22 protein-coding genes, 1 pseudogene and 1 other annotated feature (1 of these 24 running past the window's edge) are annotated in these 25,589 nt (G+C 36.4%); of the genes and pseudogenes, 2 read left to right on the forward strand and 21 right to left on the reverse strand.

The window, feature by feature from the left end:
• Positions 1 to 158, reverse strand: a binding site (T-box leader) (it extends 70 nt beyond the left edge of the window).
• 31 nt (positions 159 to 189) lie between these two features.
• Positions 190 to 1,071, reverse strand: a complete 882-nt coding sequence (gene ytxC / locus DJ93_RS08520; RefSeq protein ID WP_042980238.1) for a putative sporulation protein YtxC — start codon at positions 1,069 to 1,071, stop codon at positions 190 to 192.
• A 332-nt stretch (positions 1,072 to 1,403) separates the two neighbouring features.
• On the opposite strand from ytxC, the gene DJ93_RS32805 reads away from it, so the two are divergent.
• The gene (locus DJ93_RS32805; RefSeq protein ID WP_161785248.1) at positions 1,404 to 1,556 is read left to right on the forward strand and encodes a hypothetical protein; all 153 of its coding nucleotides are present in this window, start codon (positions 1,404 to 1,406) and stop codon (positions 1,554 to 1,556) included.
• On the opposite strand, the gene dnaI is transcribed toward DJ93_RS32805, so the two are convergent.
• From dnaI to DJ93_RS08605, 17 genes and pseudogenes are all read right to left on the reverse strand, one after another.
• On the reverse strand, positions 1,547 to 2,482 hold the full coding sequence (gene dnaI, locus DJ93_RS08530) for a primosomal protein DnaI (RefSeq protein WP_042980240.1): 936 nt from the start codon (positions 2,480 to 2,482) through the stop codon (positions 1,547 to 1,549). The two genes, DJ93_RS32805 and dnaI, sit on opposite strands and share 10 nt — an antisense overlap.
• 34 nt (positions 2,483 to 2,516) lie before the next feature.
• Complete coding sequence (locus DJ93_RS08535) at positions 2,517 to 3,923, reverse strand: replication initiation and membrane attachment family protein (protein ID WP_042984165.1); 1,407 nt, start codon at positions 3,921 to 3,923, stop codon at positions 2,517 to 2,519.
• A gap of 169 nt (positions 3,924 to 4,092) precedes the next feature.
• Positions 4,093 to 4,554 (reverse strand): transcriptional regulator NrdR, encoded by a 462-nt coding sequence (gene nrdR, locus DJ93_RS08540; protein ID WP_042980241.1) that lies wholly within the window; start codon positions 4,552 to 4,554, stop codon positions 4,093 to 4,095.
• 194 nt (positions 4,555 to 4,748) lie between these two features.
• Entirely contained in the window at positions 4,749 to 5,132 is a 384-nt protein-coding gene (gene speD / locus DJ93_RS08545) for an adenosylmethionine decarboxylase (protein ID WP_002003660.1), read from the reverse strand.
• Positions 5,133 to 5,517: 385 nt separating this feature from the next.
• Positions 5,518 to 6,546: a glyceraldehyde-3-phosphate dehydrogenase gene (locus DJ93_RS08550; RefSeq protein ID WP_042980242.1), complete on the reverse strand. Its 1,029-nt coding sequence runs from the start codon at positions 6,544 to 6,546 to the stop codon at positions 5,518 to 5,520.
• Between the two features lie 109 nt (positions 6,547 to 6,655).
• On the reverse strand, positions 6,656 to 7,258 hold the full coding sequence (coaE, locus tag DJ93_RS08555; protein ID WP_042980243.1) for a dephospho-CoA kinase: 603 nt from the start codon (positions 7,256 to 7,258) through the stop codon (positions 6,656 to 6,658).
• 54 nt (positions 7,259 to 7,312) lie between these two features.
• Entirely contained in the window at positions 7,313 to 7,945 is a 633-nt protein-coding gene (gene ytaF / locus DJ93_RS08560; protein WP_042980246.1) for a sporulation membrane protein YtaF, read from the reverse strand.
• A 72-nt stretch (positions 7,946 to 8,017) separates the two neighbouring features.
• Positions 8,018 to 8,848 (reverse strand): DNA-formamidopyrimidine glycosylase, encoded by an 831-nt coding sequence (mutM, locus tag DJ93_RS08565; protein ID WP_042980248.1) that lies wholly within the window; start codon positions 8,846 to 8,848, stop codon positions 8,018 to 8,020.
• 12 nt (positions 8,849 to 8,860) lie between these two features.
• Positions 8,861 to 11,494, reverse strand: coding sequence for a DNA polymerase I (gene polA, locus DJ93_RS08570; RefSeq protein WP_042980250.1), 2,634 nt, complete (start codon positions 11,492 to 11,494; stop codon positions 8,861 to 8,863).
• Between the two features lie 348 nt (positions 11,495 to 11,842).
• On the reverse strand, positions 11,843 to 13,603 hold the full coding sequence (gene pnpS / locus DJ93_RS08575; protein WP_042980253.1) for a two-component system histidine kinase PnpS: 1,761 nt from the start codon (positions 13,601 to 13,603) through the stop codon (positions 11,843 to 11,845).
• On the reverse strand, positions 13,596 to 14,312 hold the full coding sequence (gene phoP, locus DJ93_RS08580; RefSeq protein WP_042980254.1) for a two-component system response regulator PhoP: 717 nt from the start codon (positions 14,310 to 14,312) through the stop codon (positions 13,596 to 13,598). The genes pnpS and phoP overlap by 8 nt, the downstream gene beginning before the upstream one ends.
• A gap of 243 nt (positions 14,313 to 14,555) precedes the next feature.
• A pseudogene (locus tag DJ93_RS33675) lies at positions 14,556 to 14,765 on the reverse strand (hypothetical protein).
• A 296-nt stretch (positions 14,766 to 15,061) separates the two neighbouring features.
• The gene (locus tag DJ93_RS08585) at positions 15,062 to 15,535 is read right to left on the reverse strand and encodes a MaoC/PaaZ C-terminal domain-containing protein (protein WP_042980255.1); all 474 of its coding nucleotides are present in this window, start codon (positions 15,533 to 15,535) and stop codon (positions 15,062 to 15,064) included.
• 215 nt (positions 15,536 to 15,750) lie between these two features.
• Positions 15,751 to 16,689 carry a malate dehydrogenase gene (mdh, locus tag DJ93_RS08590; protein WP_042980257.1) on the reverse strand — a complete coding sequence of 313 codons (939 nt, stop codon included), beginning with the start codon at positions 16,687 to 16,689 and terminating at the stop codon, positions 15,751 to 15,753.
• 19 nt (positions 16,690 to 16,708) lie between these two features.
• Complete coding sequence (gene icd / locus DJ93_RS08595) at positions 16,709 to 18,001, reverse strand: NADP-dependent isocitrate dehydrogenase (protein ID WP_042980258.1); 1,293 nt, start codon at positions 17,999 to 18,001, stop codon at positions 16,709 to 16,711.
• Between the two features lie 160 nt (positions 18,002 to 18,161).
• Positions 18,162 to 19,310 (reverse strand): citrate synthase, encoded by a 1,149-nt coding sequence (gene citZ, locus DJ93_RS08600; RefSeq protein ID WP_117287904.1) that lies wholly within the window; start codon positions 19,308 to 19,310, stop codon positions 18,162 to 18,164.
• A gap of 385 nt (positions 19,311 to 19,695) precedes the next feature.
• The gene (locus DJ93_RS08605) at positions 19,696 to 20,157 is read right to left on the reverse strand and encodes a DUF441 domain-containing protein (protein WP_042980262.1); all 462 of its coding nucleotides are present in this window, start codon (positions 20,155 to 20,157) and stop codon (positions 19,696 to 19,698) included.
• A 478-nt stretch (positions 20,158 to 20,635) separates the two neighbouring features.
• On the opposite strand from DJ93_RS08605, the gene ytvI reads away from it, so the two are divergent.
• Positions 20,636 to 21,754 (forward strand): sporulation integral membrane protein YtvI, encoded by a 1,119-nt coding sequence (ytvI, locus tag DJ93_RS08610; protein ID WP_042980264.1) that lies wholly within the window; start codon positions 20,636 to 20,638, stop codon positions 21,752 to 21,754.
• Between the two features lie 378 nt (positions 21,755 to 22,132).
• On the opposite strand, the gene DJ93_RS08615 is transcribed toward ytvI, so the two are convergent.
• The 3 genes from DJ93_RS08615 to pfkA form a co-directional block, all read right to left on the reverse strand.
• Positions 22,133 to 22,522 (reverse strand): FxsA family protein, encoded by a 390-nt coding sequence (locus DJ93_RS08615; protein ID WP_042980265.1) that lies wholly within the window; start codon positions 22,520 to 22,522, stop codon positions 22,133 to 22,135.
• 229 nt (positions 22,523 to 22,751) lie between these two features.
• Positions 22,752 to 24,509, reverse strand: coding sequence for a pyruvate kinase (gene pyk / locus DJ93_RS08620; RefSeq protein ID WP_042980267.1), 1,758 nt, complete (start codon positions 24,507 to 24,509; stop codon positions 22,752 to 22,754).
• A gap of 53 nt (positions 24,510 to 24,562) precedes the next feature.
• Positions 24,563 to 25,522: a 6-phosphofructokinase gene (gene pfkA / locus DJ93_RS08625; protein WP_042980268.1), complete on the reverse strand. Its 960-nt coding sequence runs from the start codon at positions 25,520 to 25,522 to the stop codon at positions 24,563 to 24,565.
• Between the last annotated feature and the right edge of the window lie 67 nt (positions 25,523 to 25,589).

The following is a 25,589-nucleotide window of genomic DNA, read 5'->3' on the forward strand; positions in this document are numbered from 1 at the left end:
CAACATAACGGTGTTGTCCGTTAGCAATTACTAGAAAAACGTTCACTGCTAAAGTTTAGAGGTGGTAAGTAATAAACCCGTACTAGGAAGCTCACACCCTAAGGCTTCCCTCTCTGAAAATCGTAGAAAATTACTCATGTCCTCATCATAACATTTCAATATATTTCATTTATGTAGGTAATTATATGCTCAAAAACTTAGAAAATCAAGGGCGTTACCCTTATTTTTTATTTTTTTCACGTTGCGTTCGAATTCATGCAACCCATGTAATTGTACGCGTTCTTGAAATACATTTCGAAGGGTAATAATCATATTATGATCTTGTTTTTTCGTATATAAATAAATCTTTTTCGGCGAAATAGAAAGAAGTGGTGCAATTACTTTTGCGTCGATATATACGTCCTTTTGATTTAATAATCCATCATCTATATATTGAACCAATCTCTCTTGTTTTAAACGTCGTCCTTTATCATCATAAAAAATAAAACTTTCATCAAAAACAAGATGCACACAAGATAAACGAGATTTCCGGTTACTCACTTGCTGCCTAAGCGTCTCAATAAACATTTGGTATTCTTGTTCCATTTTATACTCATCAATCGCAACTTCAGCCAGTCTAGCTATCATTTCTCTATATGTACGAAGGCGAAAACGAACGTATGAAGAAAATGAGAATGAAAGCGGATCATTAAGCCATCCTTTTAAAGAAGACATAACATAGGATTCAAATTTTTTACGTGTTAAATCACGAGCTACCTCTTTTCTTCTCCCCTTTAAAATCTCATGGGCCATATGCAATATTTGATGACATTCTTCTTGTTCTTCATAAAAAAACTTTTCCTTTAAAATTGCATGAATCCATTCATTTTGTTTTACATTCACAATAAAATAAAGCAGTACTGGCAATACAATCTTTTCGATATAATTCGATTCACATAACGGTATATGAATAACAACCTTTTGCTCATTTAAATACACACTCGTTTCCTTATATAGCGATTCCGTCCTTTTCATTAGTTGTCTATATACATACATAGCATCATTTTTTTCTTCGAAGCAAATTTCAATCACTTTTGTCCCCCCTTTTATCCCCGCTCTAAAGGATCCATAAATTACAAATCCTATAAGAGTCCGATCAGTGAAGGCTCATTCTTGGCAGAAATGCACATCTATTGTTAGAATCTTCACTCGATATTTCTTGCTAATTTTATATATATTAAGGGAGGGAGAAAAAAATGATACAAGCTCATATGAATTTTCAACAAACATTTTTTCATTGTATAATTTATCTATTATGTTAAATTAGCGATACAAATACAATATTCAAATACTCATTTGTGATGATTACATTAAAGGTCCTCTTCGTTATAAATAGCCCTACAGAGGGTTACCGAGAAATTACTATGAAACACACTAAAGAAGATTGGATATTCGCACAAATTCCCGCTTCTAAAGTCGGTATTTCTGGACAACCAGAATACTTTGATCTTATCTTCGCAAAGAAAACAACATATAATAAAAAAAGAGCAAGCTTAATGCTTGCTCTTTACGTATGACGACGATTTTTCCCGCCAATCGTAACAGGTTTCGCTAAATATTTAATACGCTCCATAATACGAGCCGCTTTCATTTCTTCTTCCTCACCGCGCTGCGTATACGTTAAATGATGTTCTAACTGTTTAAAATCAAAGTTAGATGTAAAGAACGTCGGTAAATTTTCGAGCATACGGAATTGTAGGATCGCGCCTAGGACATCGTCACGTACAAAACTTGACATTGCTTCTGCTCCAATATCATCTAGCATGAGTACTGGCACATGTTTTACCGCATCAATTTTCTCACTAATTGTATTATTTTGAAGAGAACTTTTAATTTCTCTCAAAAACTCTGGCAAGTATACAATCATCGAACTTACTTTCCTCTGTGCCAATTCATTCGCAATCGCTCCTAAAACGAATGTTTTCCCAACACCAAATGGACCGTGAAAATACACTGCCTGTACTTTTTTTCCTGGTTCATATTCGCTCAAGAACTCGTTCGCTGCACGAATCGCTTCAAATCGCTGACCATCAGATAAATCAAGAGAGGACATAGAAGCCTGCAATATATCTTTTGGCATATATACACTTTGAATAAGTTTCTCCTGTTTCTTTCTCTCATCATAAGCTACTTTCCTTACGCAGCGATCATATTGAATATCAATCATTTTACCTTGAATAACAAGTTTCGGTTCGTATCCTTGAATCATATTTTTACATGATTCTAAGTTAGGACAATCCGTGCACCCAACACTTTGTCCAATGTATTCATATAACTTCACAAGACTTCTTTCTATCATAGAAGTCGTTACTTCACCTTTATGTTCTTCCACAAACTCTTTCACACGCGGATGCGCCATCACCTCCGCTTTTAACACTTCATATCTATTTTTAAAATTTTTATTTTCCATTAACTTCGCAAATGAATTTTGAATATGCTCCATTTTTTTCACCTCAAAGAGCGTTCATTCTCTTCTATTAATCACGCTTATATTTTTTTAATTCTTCTTCTAATCGTTTTCGTTCATCATCTAACGTACTCGTATTTTGTTCCACACTCACATCATTTTGCACAATTTCTTTCGCTTGTTCTTTCGGCTCTTCTTTAAGCCAATCTGGTACCAATTCTTTTCGGACCGTTTTCTTTGCTGTACGGCCTTTCTTCTTCGTCTCAGCCCACTCTTGATATTGACGATTTTCTTCTTTCGCTAGCGCCATCGCGTCTGATACTGTACCGACCTTTTTTCGTGCCCAATGGCCAGCAATCTTCTCAACATATGTTTTAGCTAGTTTCATATCTGAGCGTAGCATAACGTAATAAATAAGTACATTGACAACACCTGGCGTCAATTTCTGACTAATCATTACGTCCTCAACAATTTGCAAATCAGCTTTCGTCGCCTCTGCACCACCTGAAATTTCTTTCAGCAATTGTTTTGGCGAAATTTCCTCTAGCTGTTTAATCAGCATCTCCTCTTGTGTAGATGGCTCTTTCTCTTTCATCGTACGCGCAGAATGAGGTTGCACTCTTTCACTTAGTACAGGTAGTGCTTGACCATTTTCAAATTGATACCAATCACGTGCTCCTTTTCGAAGCCTTTCAATATCAATTGTTTGTACCTCCGTCATTGCGCCAAGAACAATATTTTGCATGGATAGCACATCAACATCATACACATAAGCGAGTGTAATGACGCATTCACGCACTTGATCTGTAATTGCCTTTCTAGGAACGAGCGCTGATAATCCCTCTACAAATAAAGAAAAATCAAAGAAATCATTCCAAACTTTTGGAGTATTTCCCTTCTCGTTACTAGGCATAACTGTTGTCTTTGGAATACGCAGTTCCTCTTGCGCATGCTCAAACTGCCCTGGATTGAACGAGCCGAACACATCATTAAAAGAATGCGTAACATTTTCATATGAAGCAAAATCGAACTCTTCTTCTAAGAAATATTGCTTAACTTGATTGTATTTCGTCCGGCTCAGTCGATTGTATAAAAAGATACTCAAAACAATATCATCAAAAAATTGTTTTGGAGATAAAGGGGGCTGCAGTTCATATATAAACATTCGAATATCTTTTTCTTTCTTAATATATACGTTTAAAAGCCCAATTGCTTCTAACTTTATTCGCTCCTCATACACTTCTGGAAGCTGCATCTGCATTGTGACCATAAGAGAATGATGCGTATTCTCTTTCCCAAACACACGGTCTTGCTCTAGCTCTCCCCACAGCGTCATGTATAAGCTAAAGGCTTTGCTACCTACTAACGGCTGGTATAACATCGTTAACACTTTCCGGTCGTAATGATGTAACAATCCTTTCGCACTTACTTTATAACGATCAATTGGCAATAGCTCCATCCATGACTGTTTTTCCATTCGTGCTTTTCCTTTCTTTTCCCAATCTAACTCACGCTTCATTCACGTTCTATCCTTATTATATAACTCCTTAGCGAAAAAGAGCTATTAGCTTCCGCTTCTAGCTCTCTTATCTCATTACTTGCAGGTTATAAAATGCCTGAAAGAGAACTGCCACATATCGTATACACTATTCTCTCTCTTTTTGCAGTATATCTTTTAATTCTTCAATAAATACATTTAAATCTTTAAATTGACGATAGACAGAAGCAAAACGTACGTAAGCAACATCATCTATATCTCGAAGTTCTTCCATGACAATTTCACCAATCATATCACTTTTCACTTCTGATATACCTAAGTTACGAAGTTCACGCTCTACACTTTGCGTTACTTCTTCTAGCTGTCTTAAAGATACAGGTCTTTTTTCACAAGCTTTAATTAACCCACGCAAAATCTTTTCTTTATTAAACTCTTCTCGTGTTCCTTCTTTTTTAACAACAATAAGAGGCGACTCTTCCACTCGTTCAAATGTTGTAAAACGATTTAAACAACTTTCGCACTCTCTTCTTCTTCTAATAGAGCGCCCTTCGTCTACTGGACGCGAATCTAACACTCTCGTACCATTATGAAAACAGGATGGACAACGCACTTCATTCACTCCCTTACAATGTAATCTTTATTTTTCCCCATTCACCTACACGTGAAAATATATATACAATATTATATAACCCATTCTGATGTTCCTACCACTTTAAGCCAATACATATCAATACTCATTTTATATAAACTAAAAAAGAGGTGCATTATACACCTCTTTACATTTTAAATCAATTATGTTCTTTTTTAAAGAGCTTTTGTTTCTCTCTGCTTAATTTCGAAGCTACCAGTGCCTCGAGGAAGCTCGATGCTCTCACGCGTTTTCGCGTTTAAACCTTCTGCAATGTATTCTGCAGCAACATTTGGATCAATACGATCCCCACAAGTATAAACATCAATACTTGCGTAACCGTGCTCCGGAAAGCTATGAATTGTTAAATGTGACTCCGAAATAATTACTACTCCACTTACACCTTGTGGTGCAAACTTATGGAAAGCAACCTCACGTACTTCAGCACCAGCTCTTAGTGCTGCATCCACAAATAATTGTTCAATATACGGCATGTCATTAAGCTTGTCGAAATCGCAATCCCAAAGTTCAGCGATTACGTGACGACCCATCGTATCCATAGTATCCATTCTACAGTTCCCCCTTGTAAATTTAATCTAACTGTTCGAATTGAAAACTAATTTGCAATTTGGCTTGCTCCACTACCACGGGGGAAAGTTAGTCCAGAGAGGTCCTAACCCTTTAAGTAGTGACTACGTACCTCAGCTCTTAAGTTTACGAGTGTTAGTATACTTTGTTTATTTTCATTTTGCAACAACAGTTTTTTCGATTTTCTGTCATATTTTCCTCTTTACTTTTCCCTAAAAGAAATAAACCATTCACAAATACAGTAATCTCAACGGTTTTAGGTATGTATCCTCTGGAAAATATACTCATATAACTTTTTTCTTTTCTAAAAAAAATAAAAAAGAGGACAAATAATCACTTGCCCTCTTCTCATTTCACTTAAATATGTTGTACGTTTTCTTGTTTGGCTAATTCATCAACAACTAACTTCACAAGGTCTACAACACGGCGAGAGTAACCCCACTCGTTATCATACCAAGCAAGTACTTTCACTTTACGATCACCCATTACCATTGTAGATAAGCCATCAATAATAGCTGAATGTGTATTTGTATTAAAGTCAATTGAAACTAGAGGTTCTTCACTGAATTCTACAATCCCTTTCAGCGCACCGTTTGCAACAGTTTTGAATGCCTCATTAATATCTTCAACTGTTACATCACGTTTCACGTCTACTACTAAATCAACAAGAGATACGTTTGGCGTTGGAACACGAAGTGCCATACCGTGAAGCTTTCCATTTAAATGCGGAAGAACTTTTGCTAGCGCTTTCGCAGCACCTGTCGTTGTAGGAATGATTGACTGTCCGCAAGCACGTGCTCTTCTTAAATCTTTATGTGGGTTATCAATATTTTTTTGGTCATTTGTATAAGCGTGAACGGTTGTCATTAAACCGTTTTCAATTCCAAACTGCTCATCTAACACCTTTACAACAGGCGCTAAACAGTTCGTTGTACAAGATGCATTTGAAATAACAGTATGTTTTGTAATATCTAATTGTTCTTCATTTACACCAACTACAATTGTTACATCTTCATTTTTACCAGGTGCTGTTAAAATAACCTTTTTCGCCCCAGCTTCTACATGAAGAATTGCTTTTTCTTTTGCATTAAATTTACCAGTTGCTTCAATTACAACTTCAACACCTAATTCTTTCCAAGGCAATTCCTTTGGATCGCGGTTGTTTAAAAGGCGGATCATTTTCCCATCTACTAATAAGTGATCTTCAAATGCTTCCACTGTTCCGTCAAACTTACCATGTACTGTATCATATTTAATTAAATGTGCTAACGTTTCGGATGGATAGCTTGCATTGATTGCTACAATTTCGAATGCGCTTTCTTTTATTGCTTGACGAAATACCATTCTCCCAATACGTCCGAATCCATTAATTGCCACACGAGTCATAATATGTTATCCCCCTTGAATGCGTTATACTATTTATCTCCAATCCCAATAATAGTATAACACAAAAAGAAGATATGTCACTAAACATTTTCATTAATTTCACAATTTTTTAATCAATAATGTTCCATTCTTTCAAAATACCCTTTAATTGTGTTTTCGCCTCAGCAATTGTGCCATCATTATAAATAACTTTATCTGCTAGTGTTACCTTTTCTCCTAATGGCATTTGCGAATGAATACGCGCTTTCGCTTCTTCTTCCGAAAAACCATTCCGCTTCATTAAACGTTCTAGCTGCACACTAGGCGTAACCGCTACAACTAAAACACGATCAACAAGATTCGTTAATTTACTTTCAAACAAAAGCGGTATATCTAGCACAACCGCCTGCATACCTTCCTTTAAGTACATATCCTTCTGCGCATTCATTTCCTCACGAACAGCAGGATGAACAATTTGATTTAACTGCAATCGTTTCTCTTCATTATGAAAGACAATACTCCCAAGTTTCGGACGATCAAGTTCTCCGTCTTCTTTTAACACTTCTTTCCCAAATACCTCTACAATTTTGTTATATGCTGATTTACCTTGTTCCACAACTTCTCTTGCAATAATATCTGCATCAATAACAGGTATGTTCAATTCACAAAACATTTGTGACACCGTACTTTTCCCGCTTGCAATACCTCCTGTTAATCCAATCACAATTGTCATATAGTAATCCCCCTCATATATAAAAGGTGCGAAACTGATGTTCCACACCTCTACTTACATTTTCCAAATTCCAATAATAATGAGTAAAACCCCAGGAAGGAATGTAAACTTTTGTAACCACCGCATATTTGATAACACTGTTCCGAGTTTCATTCCAATAAATAAAAATAAAGAACTCATAATTGCTACCAATATGGCCATCATCGCAGGTGCATACCCTAATAAAGATGCACCGATTCCAGCACCAAATGAATCTACAGAAAGTGCAATACCGAGAAGTAACGCTTCTCCCGCAGAGATGGTTCCTGATTTATCAAAATCCGCAACAGTCGGTTTTCGTAAAATTTGAATAACTAACCCTAGCGAAGCAATCTCTAATTTCCAAACTTTCTCTTCTTGCTTCTGCTCCTCTTTTTTATCACTTCGAAAAAATTGATATAGTACCCACGCACCAATACCAATAAGCACAATCCCACCAATACGAGTTGCAATAACTGGTGAAAATACTTTCGCAATCATATGCCCAATCCCCATAGAAACAAGCATTACAGCTGCAGAACATATTCCTATAATTATAATTGATCTTAGTGGAATTCGCACACTTCTTAGCCCATACGTCAGCCCTACACTACAGCTATCTAAGCTTAATGTAAAAGCTAATAAAATAAGAGAAAAATAAAGGTACATCGGTAAGCTCCTTCCCTATACATAGCTTTGCTTTATGTATATGACAGATGCCTATCCGATGTTATTGCTTTCTTAGTTTCTAGGTTGGCAAATCGGACAATAATGTGTACCTCTTCCACCAACAACTGTTTTTTCTAGTATCGTACCGCAAGTAACGCACGGTTCTCCCTTTTTTCCATATACATTTAAAAGTTCTTGAAAAGAACCAATTTGTCCTTGCGAATTTATATACGTTCTAATCGTACTTCCGCCTCGTTTAACAGCTTCTCCTAATGTCGCAACAGTCGCCTCATAAATTCTTTCTATTTCATCTACCGTTAAAGACGAAGCTTCTCGTTCTGGATGAATTCTAGAACGGAATAACACTTCATCTACATATATATTTCCAAGCCCTACTAAAAGACGCTGATCTAATAGTACAACTTTTATTTTACGATTTGTCTTTTTCAATCTTTCTTGCAAATACTCCAGCGTGAGTTCCGCATCAAACGGTTCTGGCCCTAAATCAGCAAGGGGCATTTGATTAAATTCTTCCCCCTTCTTAAAGAGATGCATCGTACCAAACTTTCTCACATCTTTATAATGTAATTCCGTTCCATCTGTAAATAAGAAACGCACATGTGTATGTTTATCGATCGGTTCATCATTTTGATGGAGTAAAAATTTCCCTTCCATACGCAAATGTGAAACAATTACATAATTTGTTACATATAAAAGTAAAAACTTACCTCTTCGCTTTATCTGTTCAATTGTTTCGCCTCTCAACATATCTTTAAACATTTCTGCGTCATCTGGTCGCTTTACTAATTTCGGGTATGTGATAATTACATCTTCAATCTTTTTTCCCGTTACAAGATTTTCAAGCGTCCGTCTAACATTTTCAACCTCTGGTAATTCAGGCATTTCATCACTTCCTTATTTTGCGTCATACCAAGTTGGACCGTAAGAGTAATCAACTTTTAGCGGAACTGCCAATTCAATTGCATGTTCCATTACTTCAGGTACAAGCTTCTCTAATTTTTCTACTTCTTCTTTCGGCACTTCAAAGATTAGTTCATCGTGTACTTGCAGAAGAAGACGCGCTTGTAATCCTTCTTCTTCTAAACGATTTGCCATAATAATCATAGCTTTTTTAATAATATCAGCGGCACTACCTTGAATTGGCGTATTCATTGCCGTACGCTCTGCAAAGCTACGTAAATTAAAATTACGACTCGTAATTTCAGGAATGTAACGACGTCGATTTAATAATGTAGAAACGTATCCTTTTTGCTTCGCTTCTTGCACAATGTCATCCATATATTCTTTTACACCAGGGAAACTCTCGAAATACTTTTCAATAAATTCTCCTGCTGCTTTTCTTGTAATCCCTAAGTTTTGTGAAAGTCCGTAGTCACTAATACCATACACAATTCCGAAATTAACCGCTTTTGCTTGTCGTCTCATATTAGATGTTACTTCATCTTTCCCAACGCCAAATACGTCCATAGCTGTTTTCGTATGAATATCCATATCATGCTGGAACGCCTCTACTAACCCTTTATCATTCGCAATATGAGCAAGTACACGCAGTTCGATTTGTGAGTAATCAGCTGCGTACATTTCCCAACCTTCTTTTGAAGGAATAAACGCTTGACGAATTTTTCTTCCTTCTTCTAAACGAATCGGGATATTTTGCAAGTTCGGTTCTGTAGAACTTAATCGACCCGTTTGTGTTAACACTTGATTAAAACGAGTATGGATTTTAGAAGACTCTTCATGAACTACTTTTAATAACCCTTCAATATACGTCGAATTTAATTTTCCTAATTGGCGATAGTGTAAGATCTTAGGAATAATTTCATGATGCTCCATTAATTTATCCAATACATCAGCTGATGTAGAGTATCCTGTTTTTGTCTTTTTAATAACCGGTAAATTTAAGTTTTCAAACAGAACAACACCGAGCTGCTTCGGAGAATTAATATTAAATTCTGTTCCTGCAAGCTCATAAATTTCTTGCTCCATTTCCTTTAGTCTACCCGCAAGCTCTTCTCCCATGTTACGTAAGCGTTCCGTATCAACTTTAACACCTTTCACTTCCATGTCAGCTAATACACGAGCAAGTGGTAATTCTAATTCTGTAAATAGTTCATATTGCTCATTCTTCTCTAATTCTTCTACAAACGATTGCTGTACATCATATAATACATGCACTTTTCGAGCTACATGTTCCGCTAGTACTTCTTGTTCTGGAACAGCACGTTTCGCACCTTTTCCATATACTTCTTCATCAGATTTAACAGCATGTGTTTCTTTCATTTTCGCTACAGCACGGAAATCTTTATCCGTATCGGCTGGATCCAATAAATAAGCTGCGATTAATAAATCAAACTCCAATCCTTGAATATCTACATCTTTCCACTTGAGAGCCACAATTGCTCGCTTCGCATCAAATGTATACTTTCTCATCTCTTCATTTGCAAGCCATTCTTTGAAAGGTACTGATTTCAGTGCAACATCTGTAGGGATGAAATAACAACCATTTTCATTTTGAATACCAAAACCTTGAATATCCGCTTTATGATAATTATCTTCTTGTACTTCTACAAGAAGAGCACTATCTTGCCCGAGTATTTCTTCTGTTACTTCTTCAGCGATATCAAATGAAATAGCATCTAATTCAGTTGGAGCTGTTTCTTCTGGAGTAGCACCTAACTTATTTAAAAGGGACGTAAACCCTAAATTCTCGAACATCGGAATAACGTCGCTCGCTTCATATCCTTTATATTCAATATCATCTACATGCACTGCAATTGGTGCATCTGTAATAATCGTTGCCAGGTCTTTACTCATAAGAGCTTGTTCTTTATTCGCTTCTAATTTTTCTTTTAATTTCTTTCCGCTCACTTGATCTAAGTTTTCATATACTGCTTCTACCGTTTCAAATTGTGTTAACAATTTAATCGCAGTTTTCTCACCAACACCTGGTACACCTGGAATATTATCCGATTGGTCTCCCATTAAACCTTTCATATCAATAATTTGCTTTGGTGATAAACTATATTTTTCAAATAAAGCTTCTGTCGTATACTCATCTACTTCTGTAATCCCTTTACGAGGAATACATACGAGTGTATTCTCTGAAACAAGTTGCAGTAAATCTTTATCTCCTGAAATAACTTTAACTTGAGCACCCTGCTCACTTGCCTCTTTCGCTAATGTACCCATAATATCATCAGCTTCGTAATTCTCCAGTTCGTAACGTGGCACATGAAATGCATCTAATAATTCACGAATGAACGGGAACTGTTCTGACAGCTCAGGTGGAGTCTTTTGACGCCCTCCTTTATAATCGCTATACGTTTTATGACGGAATGTTGTTTTCCCCGCATCAAATGCTACAAGCATATGCGTCGGCTTTTCTTCCTCTAATATTCTCATTAACATCATCGTAAAACCATAAATTGCGTTCGTATGTATGCCTTTGTCGTTATTTAAAAGCGGTAGTGCAAAGAAAGCACGATACGCGATATTATTACCATCAACTAATACGACCTTTTTTTCCAAATCGGAAACCTCCCCATACAAATTTAAAACGATTTTTTATAGCAAAAAAACCGTTCTTTTCTTCTCTCTATATTAACACGACTGAGAGAGAGAAGAAAAATAACGGTTTTTTCTATCACATATATTTTCACATTCAAATGGAAATTATTTATCACAATATCTTTTTTACAAAACGTATATACCAATTTACTATAAGGGAAGTGACGAGAATAGAGCACCTATTCTCGTCCAAAATTACTCCTTGGATGAAGGGGTTTTCATGTATTATATTAGCAGAGCTTTATTAATATTTAATGAAGCTATTGTTAATATATTGTAAATATCCTTCTCCTTACATATAGCCGGCTACTATTCAGCTGCCGATTTTGGTAAAACAACCGTAAACGTTGTTCCTTCCCCTATTTTACTATCCACTGTAATCGTACCATGATGCGCCTCAACTAAATGCTTAACAATCGAAAGTCCAAGGCCTGTTCCACCTGTATTTCTGCTTCTCGCCTTATCTACACGATAAAAACGCTCAAAAATACGCGGAATCTCTTCTTCACTAATTCCAATTCCAGTGTCGGATACTTTTATATACGCATTATACTTATCTTCTACTAACTCAACCGCAACGACGCCTCCTGCTGGCGTATATACGATTGCATTATTAATTAAATTAATGAAAATTTGTTTTAAACGACTTGGATCTCCAAGGACAGAAACACGCTTCAATACATTTACGTGTAAAGAGATTTCTTTCTCTCCTGCTTTATTGTCTAGTACCATTTGAATATCCTCAAGCAGTCCCTTTACATCAACCGTTCCCATATTTAACTTAAATCCTTGTTGTTCAATCTTTGACAAGTCTAATAAATCTTCAATTAAGCCTTGCATACGTTCACTTTCTTTTAAAATAATATGTAAAAAATGTTCACAAAATCTTTTGTTATCCATCGCTCCATCCAAGAGCGTTTCCGAAAAACCTTTAATAGAAGTAATTGGTGTTTTAAGCTCATGAGAGACGTTTGCTAAAAAGTCTTTTCTCATTTGTTCTAATTTCTTTAATTCTGTTATGTCATGGAATACAAGGACAATTCCTTTCCATTCATGGTTCGTTCCGATAATCGGCGCACCATATACTTCAAAGTGTTTCCTTTCGATTCCAAGTGGCAATAGCATTTGTTTGCGCACTTTCACTTCTGTCATAAAGATTTCTTCCACAAGTTCAATAACTTCCGTATGATGGAAAGATTCATAATATAAGCGGTCTAAATATTCTTCATCCGCAACGTGGAAAGTCTCTTTATATGAACGGTTTACAAGACTTATGTAACCGCGACTATCAATTAAAATCATACCGCTTCCCATATTTTCAATTAATGTATGTAAGCGATCTTGTTGCATTTCTTGTTCCAGCGTCATCTCTTGTAAATTACGCGCTAAAATATTAATTGCTTTACTTAACATTCCGGTTTCATCCGAATTACTTTCATATGCACGTGCTTTATAATTCCCTTTCGCCAATTCAATCGCTACTTTCGTAACTGATTCAATCGGGCGAATGTATTGTCCTGTAATTTTCATACCGAGAAAAACAACTACGAGACAAGCAATGACAAATCCAATAATTAATAATCCCCACGTTTTTTGGTGAACATATTTTAGAGGCTCAATCGTACTTTTCACCAAAATATATCCTTGTTCACCTTGCTTGTCTTGAATAAACACCGCATGATAAAATTCATTCTTCTTATTCGTTTCCTTCGTAATGACTCTATTTCTTTGTTTTCCTGTTTCAGAAGAAAGTTCTTTAATCGTCTCTTGATTAAATACAGGTTGTTGCCCCTGACTATATTGAACCTTCTTTGATTCATTAACGAATACGATAGAAGTAGGAATTTGCTCCTCTAGTTTTTCAAAGAAGTACGGTTCCTTTAAAACATTATCAATTCCTCGCTCCTCTACTAATAAAGAAACATATCGCGTTTCTTTCACCATTCTCTCTTTAACATGGTCAATATAATAGTTTTCAAAAACTGTTTCTAACAGCACTCCTAGCCCAACTAAAATAAAAACAATAAGAGAAACGAATGTAAAAAGAAGCCTGGAGCGAAATTTATTCATCCCCTTTTGGCTCCTCTAATTTATACCCTAGCCCACGAATCGTTTTAATATAGGCTGGCTTTTTCGTATTTTTTTCAATTTTATCTCGTAAATGACTAATATGAACGTCAACAATTCTCGTATCACCAGCGAAATCATAATTCCATACCGCGCTCAGCAATTGATCACGCGTTAACACACGACCTTTATTTTTCGCAAGGTAGACAAGCAATTCAAATTCTTTCGGCGTTAATTCAAGCTTCTTCTCTTGGAAATATGCTTCATAAAACTCCGGTAAGATTTTCAATTCTGCAATTATTATGCTATCTTCATCTGGTACTTCTGGAGCTTGTTCTTCTTGTAATTTCGTACGACGTAAAATCGCCTTCACACGAGCGACAACTTCCCTCGGGCTAAACGGTTTTGTCATATAATCGTCCGCTCCAAGTTCCAGACCTAGCACTTTGTCAAATTCGTCATCTTTTGCTGTTAACATTAAAATAGGTGTCATAATGCGCTGTAAACGCAATTCTTTACACACTTCCATCCCATCCATTTTCGGAAGCATTAAATCTAATATAATTAAATCTGGGCGTTCTGTTGTTGCTTTTTGAAGTGCCATTTCCCCATCCATTGCCGTTATGACTTCAAATCCAGCTTGCTGTAAATTAAATTCAATTAAAGTTAAGATAAACTCCTCATCATCAACGACTAAAATTCGATTGCTCATTCTTTTCCTCCAAGTTATAGACTTGAAACCTTCTTCATCCTAGTATTTCCCCGTTATTCTCATCATACTAGAAAACAATGCCCCTCTCAATATAATTGTCTATTGATGGAGCTCTATTACAATAAAGTGAAACTTTAATCAGTGGGGTTTTTTCCATCCCCCCATTAATTATTAGCCCACACCAATCGGGATAAAGTATTGCCGGAGAATAAAGTCAATTGTAACTTTATCGTATATAGCTCCTTAACCATTCCACTCATCAGGTACAAGTGTTACCCAAACTTTATAGATAAACACACCTTTTTTCCGCGTAGACCCTAAAGCTAGAATTCAATCCAAGAAAAAATACAAGAGCGTACACTACTTTGCAATCGAATGTTTCATACCTATGAAATACTCTTTTCCGTACATTTCGTTTACTATCGAATCTGCCCAAACTTCAGCTTTCCTCATCGTTTCAAAAATAACACTATCACTCTTTCATTTGAATTTAATTGACCAGTTATTCTTTTATATCAAATTCAAAGCATACTGATATGAACGAAAAAGAATTCTATTGCGAGATAAGTACTATCTGACCTATCTTTACATCACATGTATCGATATTTTAAATCAATATACAATTTAAGTAAGCTGTTCAAATTTCAACGAATGGTTCTCTCACTAAAAAAATAGCGCTAACCTATCCTTAATAAGAATAGGACTAGCACTATTTTTATATCATTCACAATTCAATTTTTGCGATTTTCTTAAAAATTATCTAACGCTTTTTCTAAAATGGAAACTGATTTGAAAGGTGGCGTTACCGTTAATGCACCTTTCACAACTACTTCTTCATTTTCATCATACGCAAATACACACATATCAATTGTATGCTCTTCCCCCGAAACCGCTACAACTTCAAAATGAATTTGCAATGTTTCATAATGATGAACAGGTTTTACGAAAGTAAGGTCCTTCCTCACAATATGGCTTCCTGGACCTGGCAAATATTTCGTAACCGCCGTTGTAATCATACCCGTTAACATAATGCTCGGTACAATCGGCTTTTCATACGGAGTTTGGGATGCGTAATCATGCTGTATATATAATGGATTGGAATCATTCGTTAATCCTAAATACAATAACAAATCTTTATCCTCAATTTTTTCAGTGATAGATAATTTCTCCCCTACTGTAATCTCATCCATTCGACGACCAATTTGAACTTTTTTCTTTAACATGTTACAACCCCCTCCGATTTTCACCTTATTATCCTACTAAAAGCGATCTACTATCCGAAGCGTTGCTATAATGAGGGCAATATATATTACAAATCTACATTTCCATCTTAGGACACAATAAATGATAGCGTTTTCATATTATTTCAAAAAAACAATTCTATATATAGTAGAAAAAGATTCGGAGCCCCGAATCTTTTTCCTCATATATTTCGTTATTAAACAAGAACTTTCATAACGTTACGTACAGACTCTACAGAGCGGTCTAACGCTTCTTTTTCTTCTGCACGAAGTTCCAATTCAATAATTTTTTCAATTCCGTTACCACCTAGAATTACAGGTACACCTAGGTAAAGGTCACTATAACCATACTCACCTTCAAGGTATGCAATAGCTGGTAATACACGGCGTTGATCTTTCAAGATTGCTTCTGTCATTTCAACTAAAGAAGCTGCTGGCGCATAATATGCACTACCGTTTCCTAATAAGCCTACAATCTCACCGCCACCTTTACGTGTGCGTTCTACAATTGCTTCTAAACGCTCTTTCGGAATTAATGTTTCTAACGGTATACCACCTGCATATGAGTAACGCACAAGAGGTACCATATCGTCACCATGCCCACCAAGAACAAATCCTGTAATGTCTTTAACAGATAGATTTAATTCTTGTGCAATGAATGTACGGAAACGAGCTGTATCTAATACGCCTGACTGACCGATAACACGCTCTTTCGGGAACCCTGCTTCTTTAAATACAGAATATGTCATTGCATCAACTGGATTTGTTAACACAACAATAATCGCGTTTGGTGAATGTTTTGCGATGTCGCGCGTAATACTTTTCATAATTTTAGAGTTTGTTGCTACTAAGTCATCACGGCTCATGCCAGGCTTACGTGCAATACCTGCTGTAATAACGACAACGTCAGAATCAGCAGTATCTGCGTAATCAGATGTACCAATAATGTTAGCATCAAAACCTTGTACTGGGCTTGCTTCTAACATATCTAACGCTTTCCCTTTTGTTGGATTTTCCAGTTGTGGAATGTCCACTAATACAACATCTGCAAGCTCTTTTTGCGCTAATAAGAATGCTGTTGTTGCTCCTGTAAATCCTGCACCGATGACTGAAACTTTCTTGCGTTTGATTGTCATAATTTACCCCCCGCTTTAATTATGCGTTTTTGATTATCGCTACATCCATGTTTTTAATAAGTTCATTAGCAAATTCAGAACATTTCACTTCTGTTGCGCCTTCCATTAGACGAGCGAAGTCGTATGTTACTACTTTTGATGCAATTGTTTTCTCAACTGAAGCTGTTACTAATTTCGCAGCTTCGTTCCATCCTAAATGTTCTAATAATAGTACACCTGAAAGAAGTACAGAAGATGGATTTACTTTATCTAAACCTGCATATTTTGGAGCTGTACCATGTGTAGCTTCAAAGATAGCATGTCCAGTAACATAGTTAATGTTTGCACCAGGTGCGATACCAATTCCACCTACTTGTGCAGCAAGTGCATCAGAAATGTAGTCTCCGTTTAAGTTCATTGTTGCAACAACATCGAACTCACGTGGACGAGTTAAAATTTGTTGTAAGAAGATGTCTGCAATAGAATCTTTAACGATGATTTTTCCAGCAGCTTCAGCGTCTGCCATCGCTTTATTTGCTACATCTTTACCATCCTTCTCAACAATACGGTCATATTCAGCCCAAGTAAATACTTTATCGCCAAATTCTTGTTCCGCTACTTCGTAACCCCAGTTTTTGAAAGCACCTTCTGTAAACTTCATAATGTTTCCTTTATGAACTAATGTAACAGAAGAGCGTTTTTCGTTAATTGCATATTGAATTGCAGCACGAACAAGACGCTTTGTCCCTTCTTCTGAAATTGGTTTAATACCGATTCCTGATGTTTCTGGGAAGCGAATTTTGTTAACACCCATTGCTTCTTTTAAGAACGCAAGTACTTTTTCTGCTTCCGGAGATCCTTGTGCATATTCAATACCAGCATAAATATCTTCTGTATTTTCACGGAAAATAACCATATCAGTGTCTTCTGGACGTTTTACAGGTGAAGGAACACCTTCAAAATAACGTACTGGACGTAAACATACATATAAATCTAATTCTTGACGAAGCGCTACGTTTAGAGAACGAATACCGCCGCCAACAGGAGTTGTAAGTGGACCTTTAATTGCGATTAAATATTCGCGAATTTCATTTAAAGTCTCTTCTGGTAACCACTCGCCTGTTTGGTTGAATGCTTTTTCCCCTGCAAGCACTTCTTTCCAAACGATTTTCTTCTCACCATTATAAGCTTTCTCAACTGCTGCTTCTAGTACGCGAGATGCAGCTGCCCAAATATCAGGTCCAATGCCATCTCCTTCAATGAAAGGAATAATTGGATTGTTCGGTACATTCATAACACCATTCGTTACAGTAATTTTTTCTCCTGTCGTCACTGTGATAACCCCCATGTTTGAAATTTCATATGTATGAAACTGAGGGAATAACCCCTCAGTTCAAACCGTTAGTCAAATTTAAATATTCTAATCATTACATCTTTCCAAAAAAATCAGACTTTTGAAAGCGTATTTTCACTATCGAAATAGTGTTTTTCACTTATCGTTGTGCTAATGGAACGTATATTTGATGCGTTGGTCCGTTATAATCTGCACGCGGACGGATTAAGCGGTTATTTTCATATTGTTCTAGAATATGAGCTAACCAGCCTGACATACGGCTAATCGCAAAGATCGGTGTAAATAAATCATGGTCAACTCCTAAACAATGGTATACAGAAGCTGAATAGAAATCAACATTTGGTGGAAGACCTTTTTCCTTTGTTACGATGTCTTCGATTTTGATAGACATATTATACCATTTCTCTTCGCCTAAAAGCACGCATAATCTCTTAGACATTTCACGTAAATGCTTCGCACGTGGATCACCATGCTCATATACGCGATGACCAAACCCCATAATTTTCACTTTATTTTGAAGAGCATTATGAATATAAGATTCTACGCTTTCTTCTTCGCCAATTTCAGTTAACATCTTCATTACATTTTCATTTGCCCCGCCGTGAAGAGGACCTTTTAACGCACCAATTGCTGCTGTAATGCCAGAATATACATCTGAAAGTGTAGCAACGCAAACGCGCGCAGTAAATGTAGAAGCATTTAATTCATGATCTGCATGAAGTACAAGAGCTTTATCGAAAGCTTCGATTTCCACTTCATTTGGCTCACGATCATTTAACATGTATAAGAAGTTTGCAGCTAATGATAAATCTTTTCTTGGCTCAACCACTTCTAAACCTTTGCGAATTCTTGCATATGCCGCAACTAAAGTTCCTACTTGAGCCTGCAATTTAACCGCTTTCAAATAATTGGACTTTTCATCCATTATTTCAGCGCTCTCATCGTATAATGATAACATGGAAATTGCTGTTCGTAAAACAGACATCGGATGAGCAATCTTTAAATCTACTTGTTTTAAATATGTTAAAATCTCATTTGGCACTTTAAAGTATTCAGATAAAGTTCCTGTAAACTCAGCTAGTTCTTTTTCATTAGGAAGCTTGCGGTGCCATAATAAGTACACTACTTCTTCAAATGTAGCATTCTCCGCTAAATCATCAATATTATACCCAACATACGTTAATGTATCATCAATAATAGAGCTCACGGATGATGTTGTTGCTACTACCCCTTCTAAACCTCGAATAACAGTCATGACATTCTCTCCTTTTCCTGAAAGTTCTCCCAACCTTGATCCCTTATATCTATTTGCCCTCCCTATAAATTATGAACGCCCGTTCACTCTTTAGGCAAGCAAAATGCACGATCATGCAAATTTGTGGCGATGTTCCCATCATGTAGTTCCATTGCTTTTTAGAAAGCATGAGCGTGAGTTTCTCCTCGAATCCTCACGCTTAGAACAACAAGTTGGTGAGGAAAACTAATTTCGAAGAGTTTATGATAAAAACAACATAAAACAATATCATTAAAAATTGTTTTATGTTGTTTTTATTTTATCTGGTGTACGTTCTTCGCTGTTATGTAACTTTAAAAGTTTCTAACTCCATTATATACAATTATCTGACTTTTGTGAATGGAAAGAATTCAAAAAATTTATATTACTATAAAATTTTTTATTTAAACATCTGTATAATGCTCATGACCGCATAAGCAATTCCAGCTCCAATTAACGGTCCTACAGCCACTCCATTAAATAAAGCGACAGCTATAATTGTCCCAAATACGAGTGCAGTCGTAATATGAGGATCAGTCGTTAATAATTGCACACCACCTTTTGCTAATAAAGCAACTGCTATCCCTGAAGCTAAAGCAATCCATGCATAATATGATTTTGCCGCTTCCCCAAGTTGTTTAAAACCTATTTCGCCCGTCGCAATTGGTACGAGTACTGCAATTGTAATGACCGTCACACCGAGGTTAATCCCTTTCGTTTGCAAATATGGAAAGAGTTTATCTCCTAAAAACGTCCACTTCAATAAAAATAAAACACCAACCGCTACAGTAAGTGATTGATTTTTAGCAATAAGTCCAATAATAAGTAGTATGAATAAAAATAACGTTGATTGACTAATCATGATTACACTTCCTTTCTGAAAATAATGAACTCATTTCCAAATAAAATTACCGTTAAACATATCGTTATACAGTATATAAGGCGCTACATTTAATAATTACGATACATTAAAACTTCAATAATGAAGCAAACATATGCTGTATATAAAAAGTACAAAACGAAACTTTCACCATTAAAACTAGGGCTAGAATGAAATATTTATCCTTCCTTTAAAACAAATTACTTTCCTTTCTTTTCTAATAAGAAACAGTTAAAATAAAAGGGAGAGAATGTGAGGTCAGAAAGAAAACCCTTCTTACTGTTAATCCTCCTAAACAACAAGTTTTCACAACCACTTAATCTATTTCGTAACGCCTGTAACAGCAGGATAAATCCATCATTCCACTATAACATAAAGTGAATCTATAATCAGTGGATCTCCACTAGTTATATGTTGAACGAATTAGGGTAATACCATTTGGAATGGGAGGTATGCACCTTTGAATCGAAACTTACTATATATAATATTGCGACTCATTTTTGTCATTCTAGCAACAGGAATTGGGTTTTATGCATCGCTATATGTTTCAGGTCTTATTTACCCTTTTATTATAGCTTTTGCATTTGCTTATTTAATTAATCCAGTCGTCAATTTTCTCAATCAAAAACTACAATTCCCTCGTGCATTAGCAGTACTCGTTAGCTTAATTCTTGTATTCGGAGCGATCGTCGGACTTGCTACATACCTTGTAACAGAAGCAATATCTGCTACAACATACTTACTACAAATTGTTACAGTGAAATTTCCAGACATTGTTGCATTCGCCCAGGAATTTGCACTTAATCATATTATGCCTCTCTATGATGATTTAATTTCTAAATTCAATCACCTTGGCGAACCACAGCGATATACCATTACACAAAACATCCAAAATCTAGGAACCGAAGCAACAAAACAAATGAAAGATCTTTTAACTGCTATTATAAGCGGTTTAACAAATTTCATTAGCGCGCTACCTACAACGTTAACCGTCCTTGTCTTCATCTTATTAGCTACTTTCTTTATTAGTTACGATTGGCATAATCTCGCTCACAAAGTAAGACGATTTTTACCAAATCGTGTACACGGGTACGGAAAAACTATTTTTGTTGATTTAAGAAAAGCGCTATTCGGTTTTGTAAAAGCACAACTTACACTCGTATCTATGACAACCGTTATTGTATTAGTTGGACTGTTAATATTACGCGTACCATACGCAATTACTATCGCAATTATTACAGGAGTTGTAGATTTACTCCCTTACTTGGGAACAGGCGCCATCTTTGTCCCTTGGGTGATATACGTATTTTTCACGGGCGATACAGCATTCGCCATCGGTCTTCTTATTTTATACATCGTCGTAATTGTCCAAAGACAAATCATGGAGCCAAAAGTCCTTTCATCCAATATTGGACTCGACCCATTACCAACACTTATTGCTTTATTTGTCGGTTTTAAGCTCTATGGTTTTTTAGGATTAATTATTGGTCCAGTCACATTAGTACTACTTAATACATTACACAAAGCTCATGTATTTCATGACTTATGGAAATTTATTAAAGGGTCATCCGTAAAATAATCTTTTCTTTTCCTCACACAATATTTTTCACAACAAAATACAGTTCACTAAATAATCAGTAGGAGCGTCCTCTGATTATTCGGTGAACCTATTTTTTCTTTAACACGAAATTCATCCTTGAAAATTAACTCATTTGTACTCGTTAATTTTCAAGGATTTTTTCCATAATCATTAAGGTGGATAAAACAAGGGAATCGCCTATAACAATCGGCTCATTCCCTTGTTTTATGCTTAAAATCGCACTTTCGAGAACCTCTTTGAATATTTATTCTGTTTTACCCATAATTATTATTTCCATTTATTACTTTTAATGTAAATGAATAAATATACACTTTGTTTTTCGACAAAAAATAACACTTAGATTTTTCATTCTAAGTGTTATTTTTGCACGATAATAGTTGTTTTCCTCCTAAATTTCCACTCAAGCCATTTCATCACAAGAGGCTTAAACAACCCTCTTGTTACTGGGAATATAAAAATAAAGCCTGTTATATCCGTCACATATCCAGGAAGTATTAAGAATATGCCTCCTATAAGCACAAAAAAACCATCCAATACAGCATCCCCTGGCATTTCCCCTTTATTTAACCTTAACTGAATCTCCCTCAACACCTTAAACCCTTGCCTCTTCGCCAAATAAGCACCTACAACGCCCGTAAATACAATCATAGCGAATGTGGGCCACAGACCAATCAAATGACTCGAACCAATTAAAACTGTAATCTCAACCGCCGGGATCAAAATAAACAGAAACAACAGCCATTTCATACTCTCATTCCTCTCCTTACTTCATTCAAAATCACAAACAACCTTTAATTAAGATGGATTTTAAGGCTGTTTTCAGCCCTATACAGACATCCTAAGAGACGAATACATTTCCTTTGTTTAAACCTTTGATAACTATCCCTCAAAAAGATTCTAAGCACCTTAAACCATCAACAACTATTTTTGTGTAAAAAAAAGAGAAGGACTCCGATCCTTCTCTCCGTATTACTTCTTATAGCACTTCCGCATGTCCATTATAAACAATTCCGCGCGCTGCATCAACTGTTACTTCTTGGCCATTTTTTAAAGTTGCTGTTACGCCGTTTACACCAACGATAACAGGGATACCGATTGATACACCCACAACAGCTGCATGGCTCGTTAAGCCACCTTCTTCCACAACTAAAGCTGCAGCTTTTTCAATTGCAGGAATCATATCTTTATCAGTGCTTGTTGTAACAAGAATATCACCTTCGTTTACGTTCGCTACAGCTTCCGCAGCTGTTTTTGCTACAACTACTTTACCTTTTGCAGCCTTACGACCGATACCTTGCCCTTTTGCAACTTCTTCACCAACAACATGGATTTTCATTAAGTTTGTTGTACCAGTTTCAGCAACTGGAACACCAGCAGTAATTACTACAGTATCTCCAAGTCCAATTAAACCTGCATCCATACCCGTTTGAATTGCAGTGTCTAACATTTCATCAGTAGATGCTGCACGTTTTTCAGCCATAAACGCTTGTACACCCCAAACAAGTGCAAGACGACGGCCTACTTGCTCGTCAGACGTTACAGCTACGATTGGAGATTTCGGACGGTATTTAGAGATCATTTTCGCAGTATATCCGCTTTCTGTTGGAGCTACAATTGCAGCTACATCAAGAGCAAGTGCTGTATGCGCAACAGATTGGCTAATTGCATCTGTAATTGTTGGAGTGAACTCTTTAATACGTTTTTTGAACATATCTTCATATTGTAATGATTTTTCCACACGCACTGCAATGTTAGCCATCATTGTTACTGCTTCTACTGGGTATTGACCTGCAGCAGTTTCACCTGAAAGCATGATTGCATCTGTACCATCAAAGATTGCGTTTGCTACGTCACTTGCTTCCGCACGAGTTGGACGTGGGTTACGTTGCATAGAATCTAACATTTGCGTTGCAGTAATAACTGGTTTACCTAATACGTTACATTTTTTGATTAGACGTTTTTGTACTAACGGTACTTCTTCTGGTGGAATTTCTACACCCATATCACCACGAGCAACCATTAAACCGTCAGAAACTTCTAAGATTGAATCGATGTTATCGATACCTTCTTGGTTCTCGATTTTTGGTACGATTTGGATGAATTGAGCATTGTGCTCTTCTAACAATTCACGGATTTCTAACACATCAGATGCTTTACGTACGAAAGATGCTGCAATGAAATCAACTTTTTGCTCGATACCGAATACGATATCTTTTACGTCTTTTTCAGTGATACCAGGAAGTTTAATGCTTACATTTGGTACGTTAACACCTTTTTTGTTTTTTACAGTTCCGCTATTTAATACTTTTGTACGGATGTTTCCGTCAGCTTTCTCGATTACTTCTAGTTCGATAAGACCGTCATCGATTAGAATGCGAGAACCTGGGTCTACATCATCATAAAGACCAGCATAAGATACAGAGAACTTCTCTGCAGTTCCTAATACTTGTTCAGTAGAAAGAACTACTTCTGCACCTGTTACTAGTTCAGCTTGTCCGTCTACAAAGTCATGTGTACGGATTTCTGGCCCTTTCGTATCAAGTAAAATACCAACTGTTTTCCCAGTTTTCTTTGAAGCTTCACGAATGTTTTTAATACGAGCTCCGTGCTCTTCATGGCTACCGTGAGAGAAGTTTAAACGAGCAACGTTCATACCCGCTTCGATTAATTGCTCTAATTTCTCAATACTTTCACTAGCAGGACCTATAGTACATACAATTTTAGTTTTACGCATATTGCACCTCCGAAAATTATGAAACCGTTCCCAAATATCTGACATTAAGCCGATTAGATGGATAATTCTTTAGATAATTGATACATATCTTTATCGATTGTATGCTTTTGAGCTAACGCTTCGATAATGTCATGATCAACAAGTTTGTTGTTTTGGATACCTACACAGCGTCCACCTTGACCAGCAATCAATAATTCAACTGCTCTTGCACCAAGACGACTTGCTAATACACGGTCTTGTGCACTTGGTGATCCACCACGTTGTACGTGACCTAATACAGTTACACGAGTATCAAAGTTTGTTGCTTCTTCGATATGCTTACCGATGTCAATCGCACTTCCAACACCTTCAGCTACAACGATAATACTATGTTTCTTCCCGCGCTCACTACCGCGTTTTAGACGAGCAATAACATCTTCCATGTCATACTCTTCTTCTGGAATTAAGATTGTTTCTGCACCGTCAGCTAAACCAGCCCATAATGCGATATCTCCAGCGTGACGTCCCATTACTTCGATAACATATGTACGTTCATGAGATGTAGCTGTGTCACGAATTTTATCGATTGCATCAATAACAGTGTTTAAAGCTGTATCGAAACCAATTGTGAAGTCTGTTCCAGGAATATCATTATCAATTGTACCCGGTACACCAACACATGGGAATCCTTGCTCTGTTAATTTTTTAGCACCCTGGTAAGAACCGTCTCCACCAATAACAACAAGTCCTTCAATGCCATGTTTCTTTAATTGCTCGATTCCTTTTAGTCGTACTTCTGGGTCTTTAAACTCAGGACATCTTGCTGTATATAATTTTGTACCACCGCGGTGGATAATATCGCCAACAGAACCAAGTTCTAATTTTTCAATATGACCAGAAATCAATCCAGCGTATCCATGGTAAATACCATATACTTCAATATCATGGAAAATCGCTTTACGAACAACTGCACGAATGGCAGCATTCATACCAGGTGAATCTCCACCACTTGTTAATACACCAATACGTTTCATTTGTACTCACCTCATAAAGATTATTTGCCTTATAATAAAATAACACGAAAAAATATAAAAATACAAT

This window comes from Bacillus clarus (genome assembly GCF_000746925.1).
Lineage (GTDB): Bacteria > Bacillota > Bacilli > Bacillales > Bacillaceae_G > Bacillus_A > Bacillus_A clarus.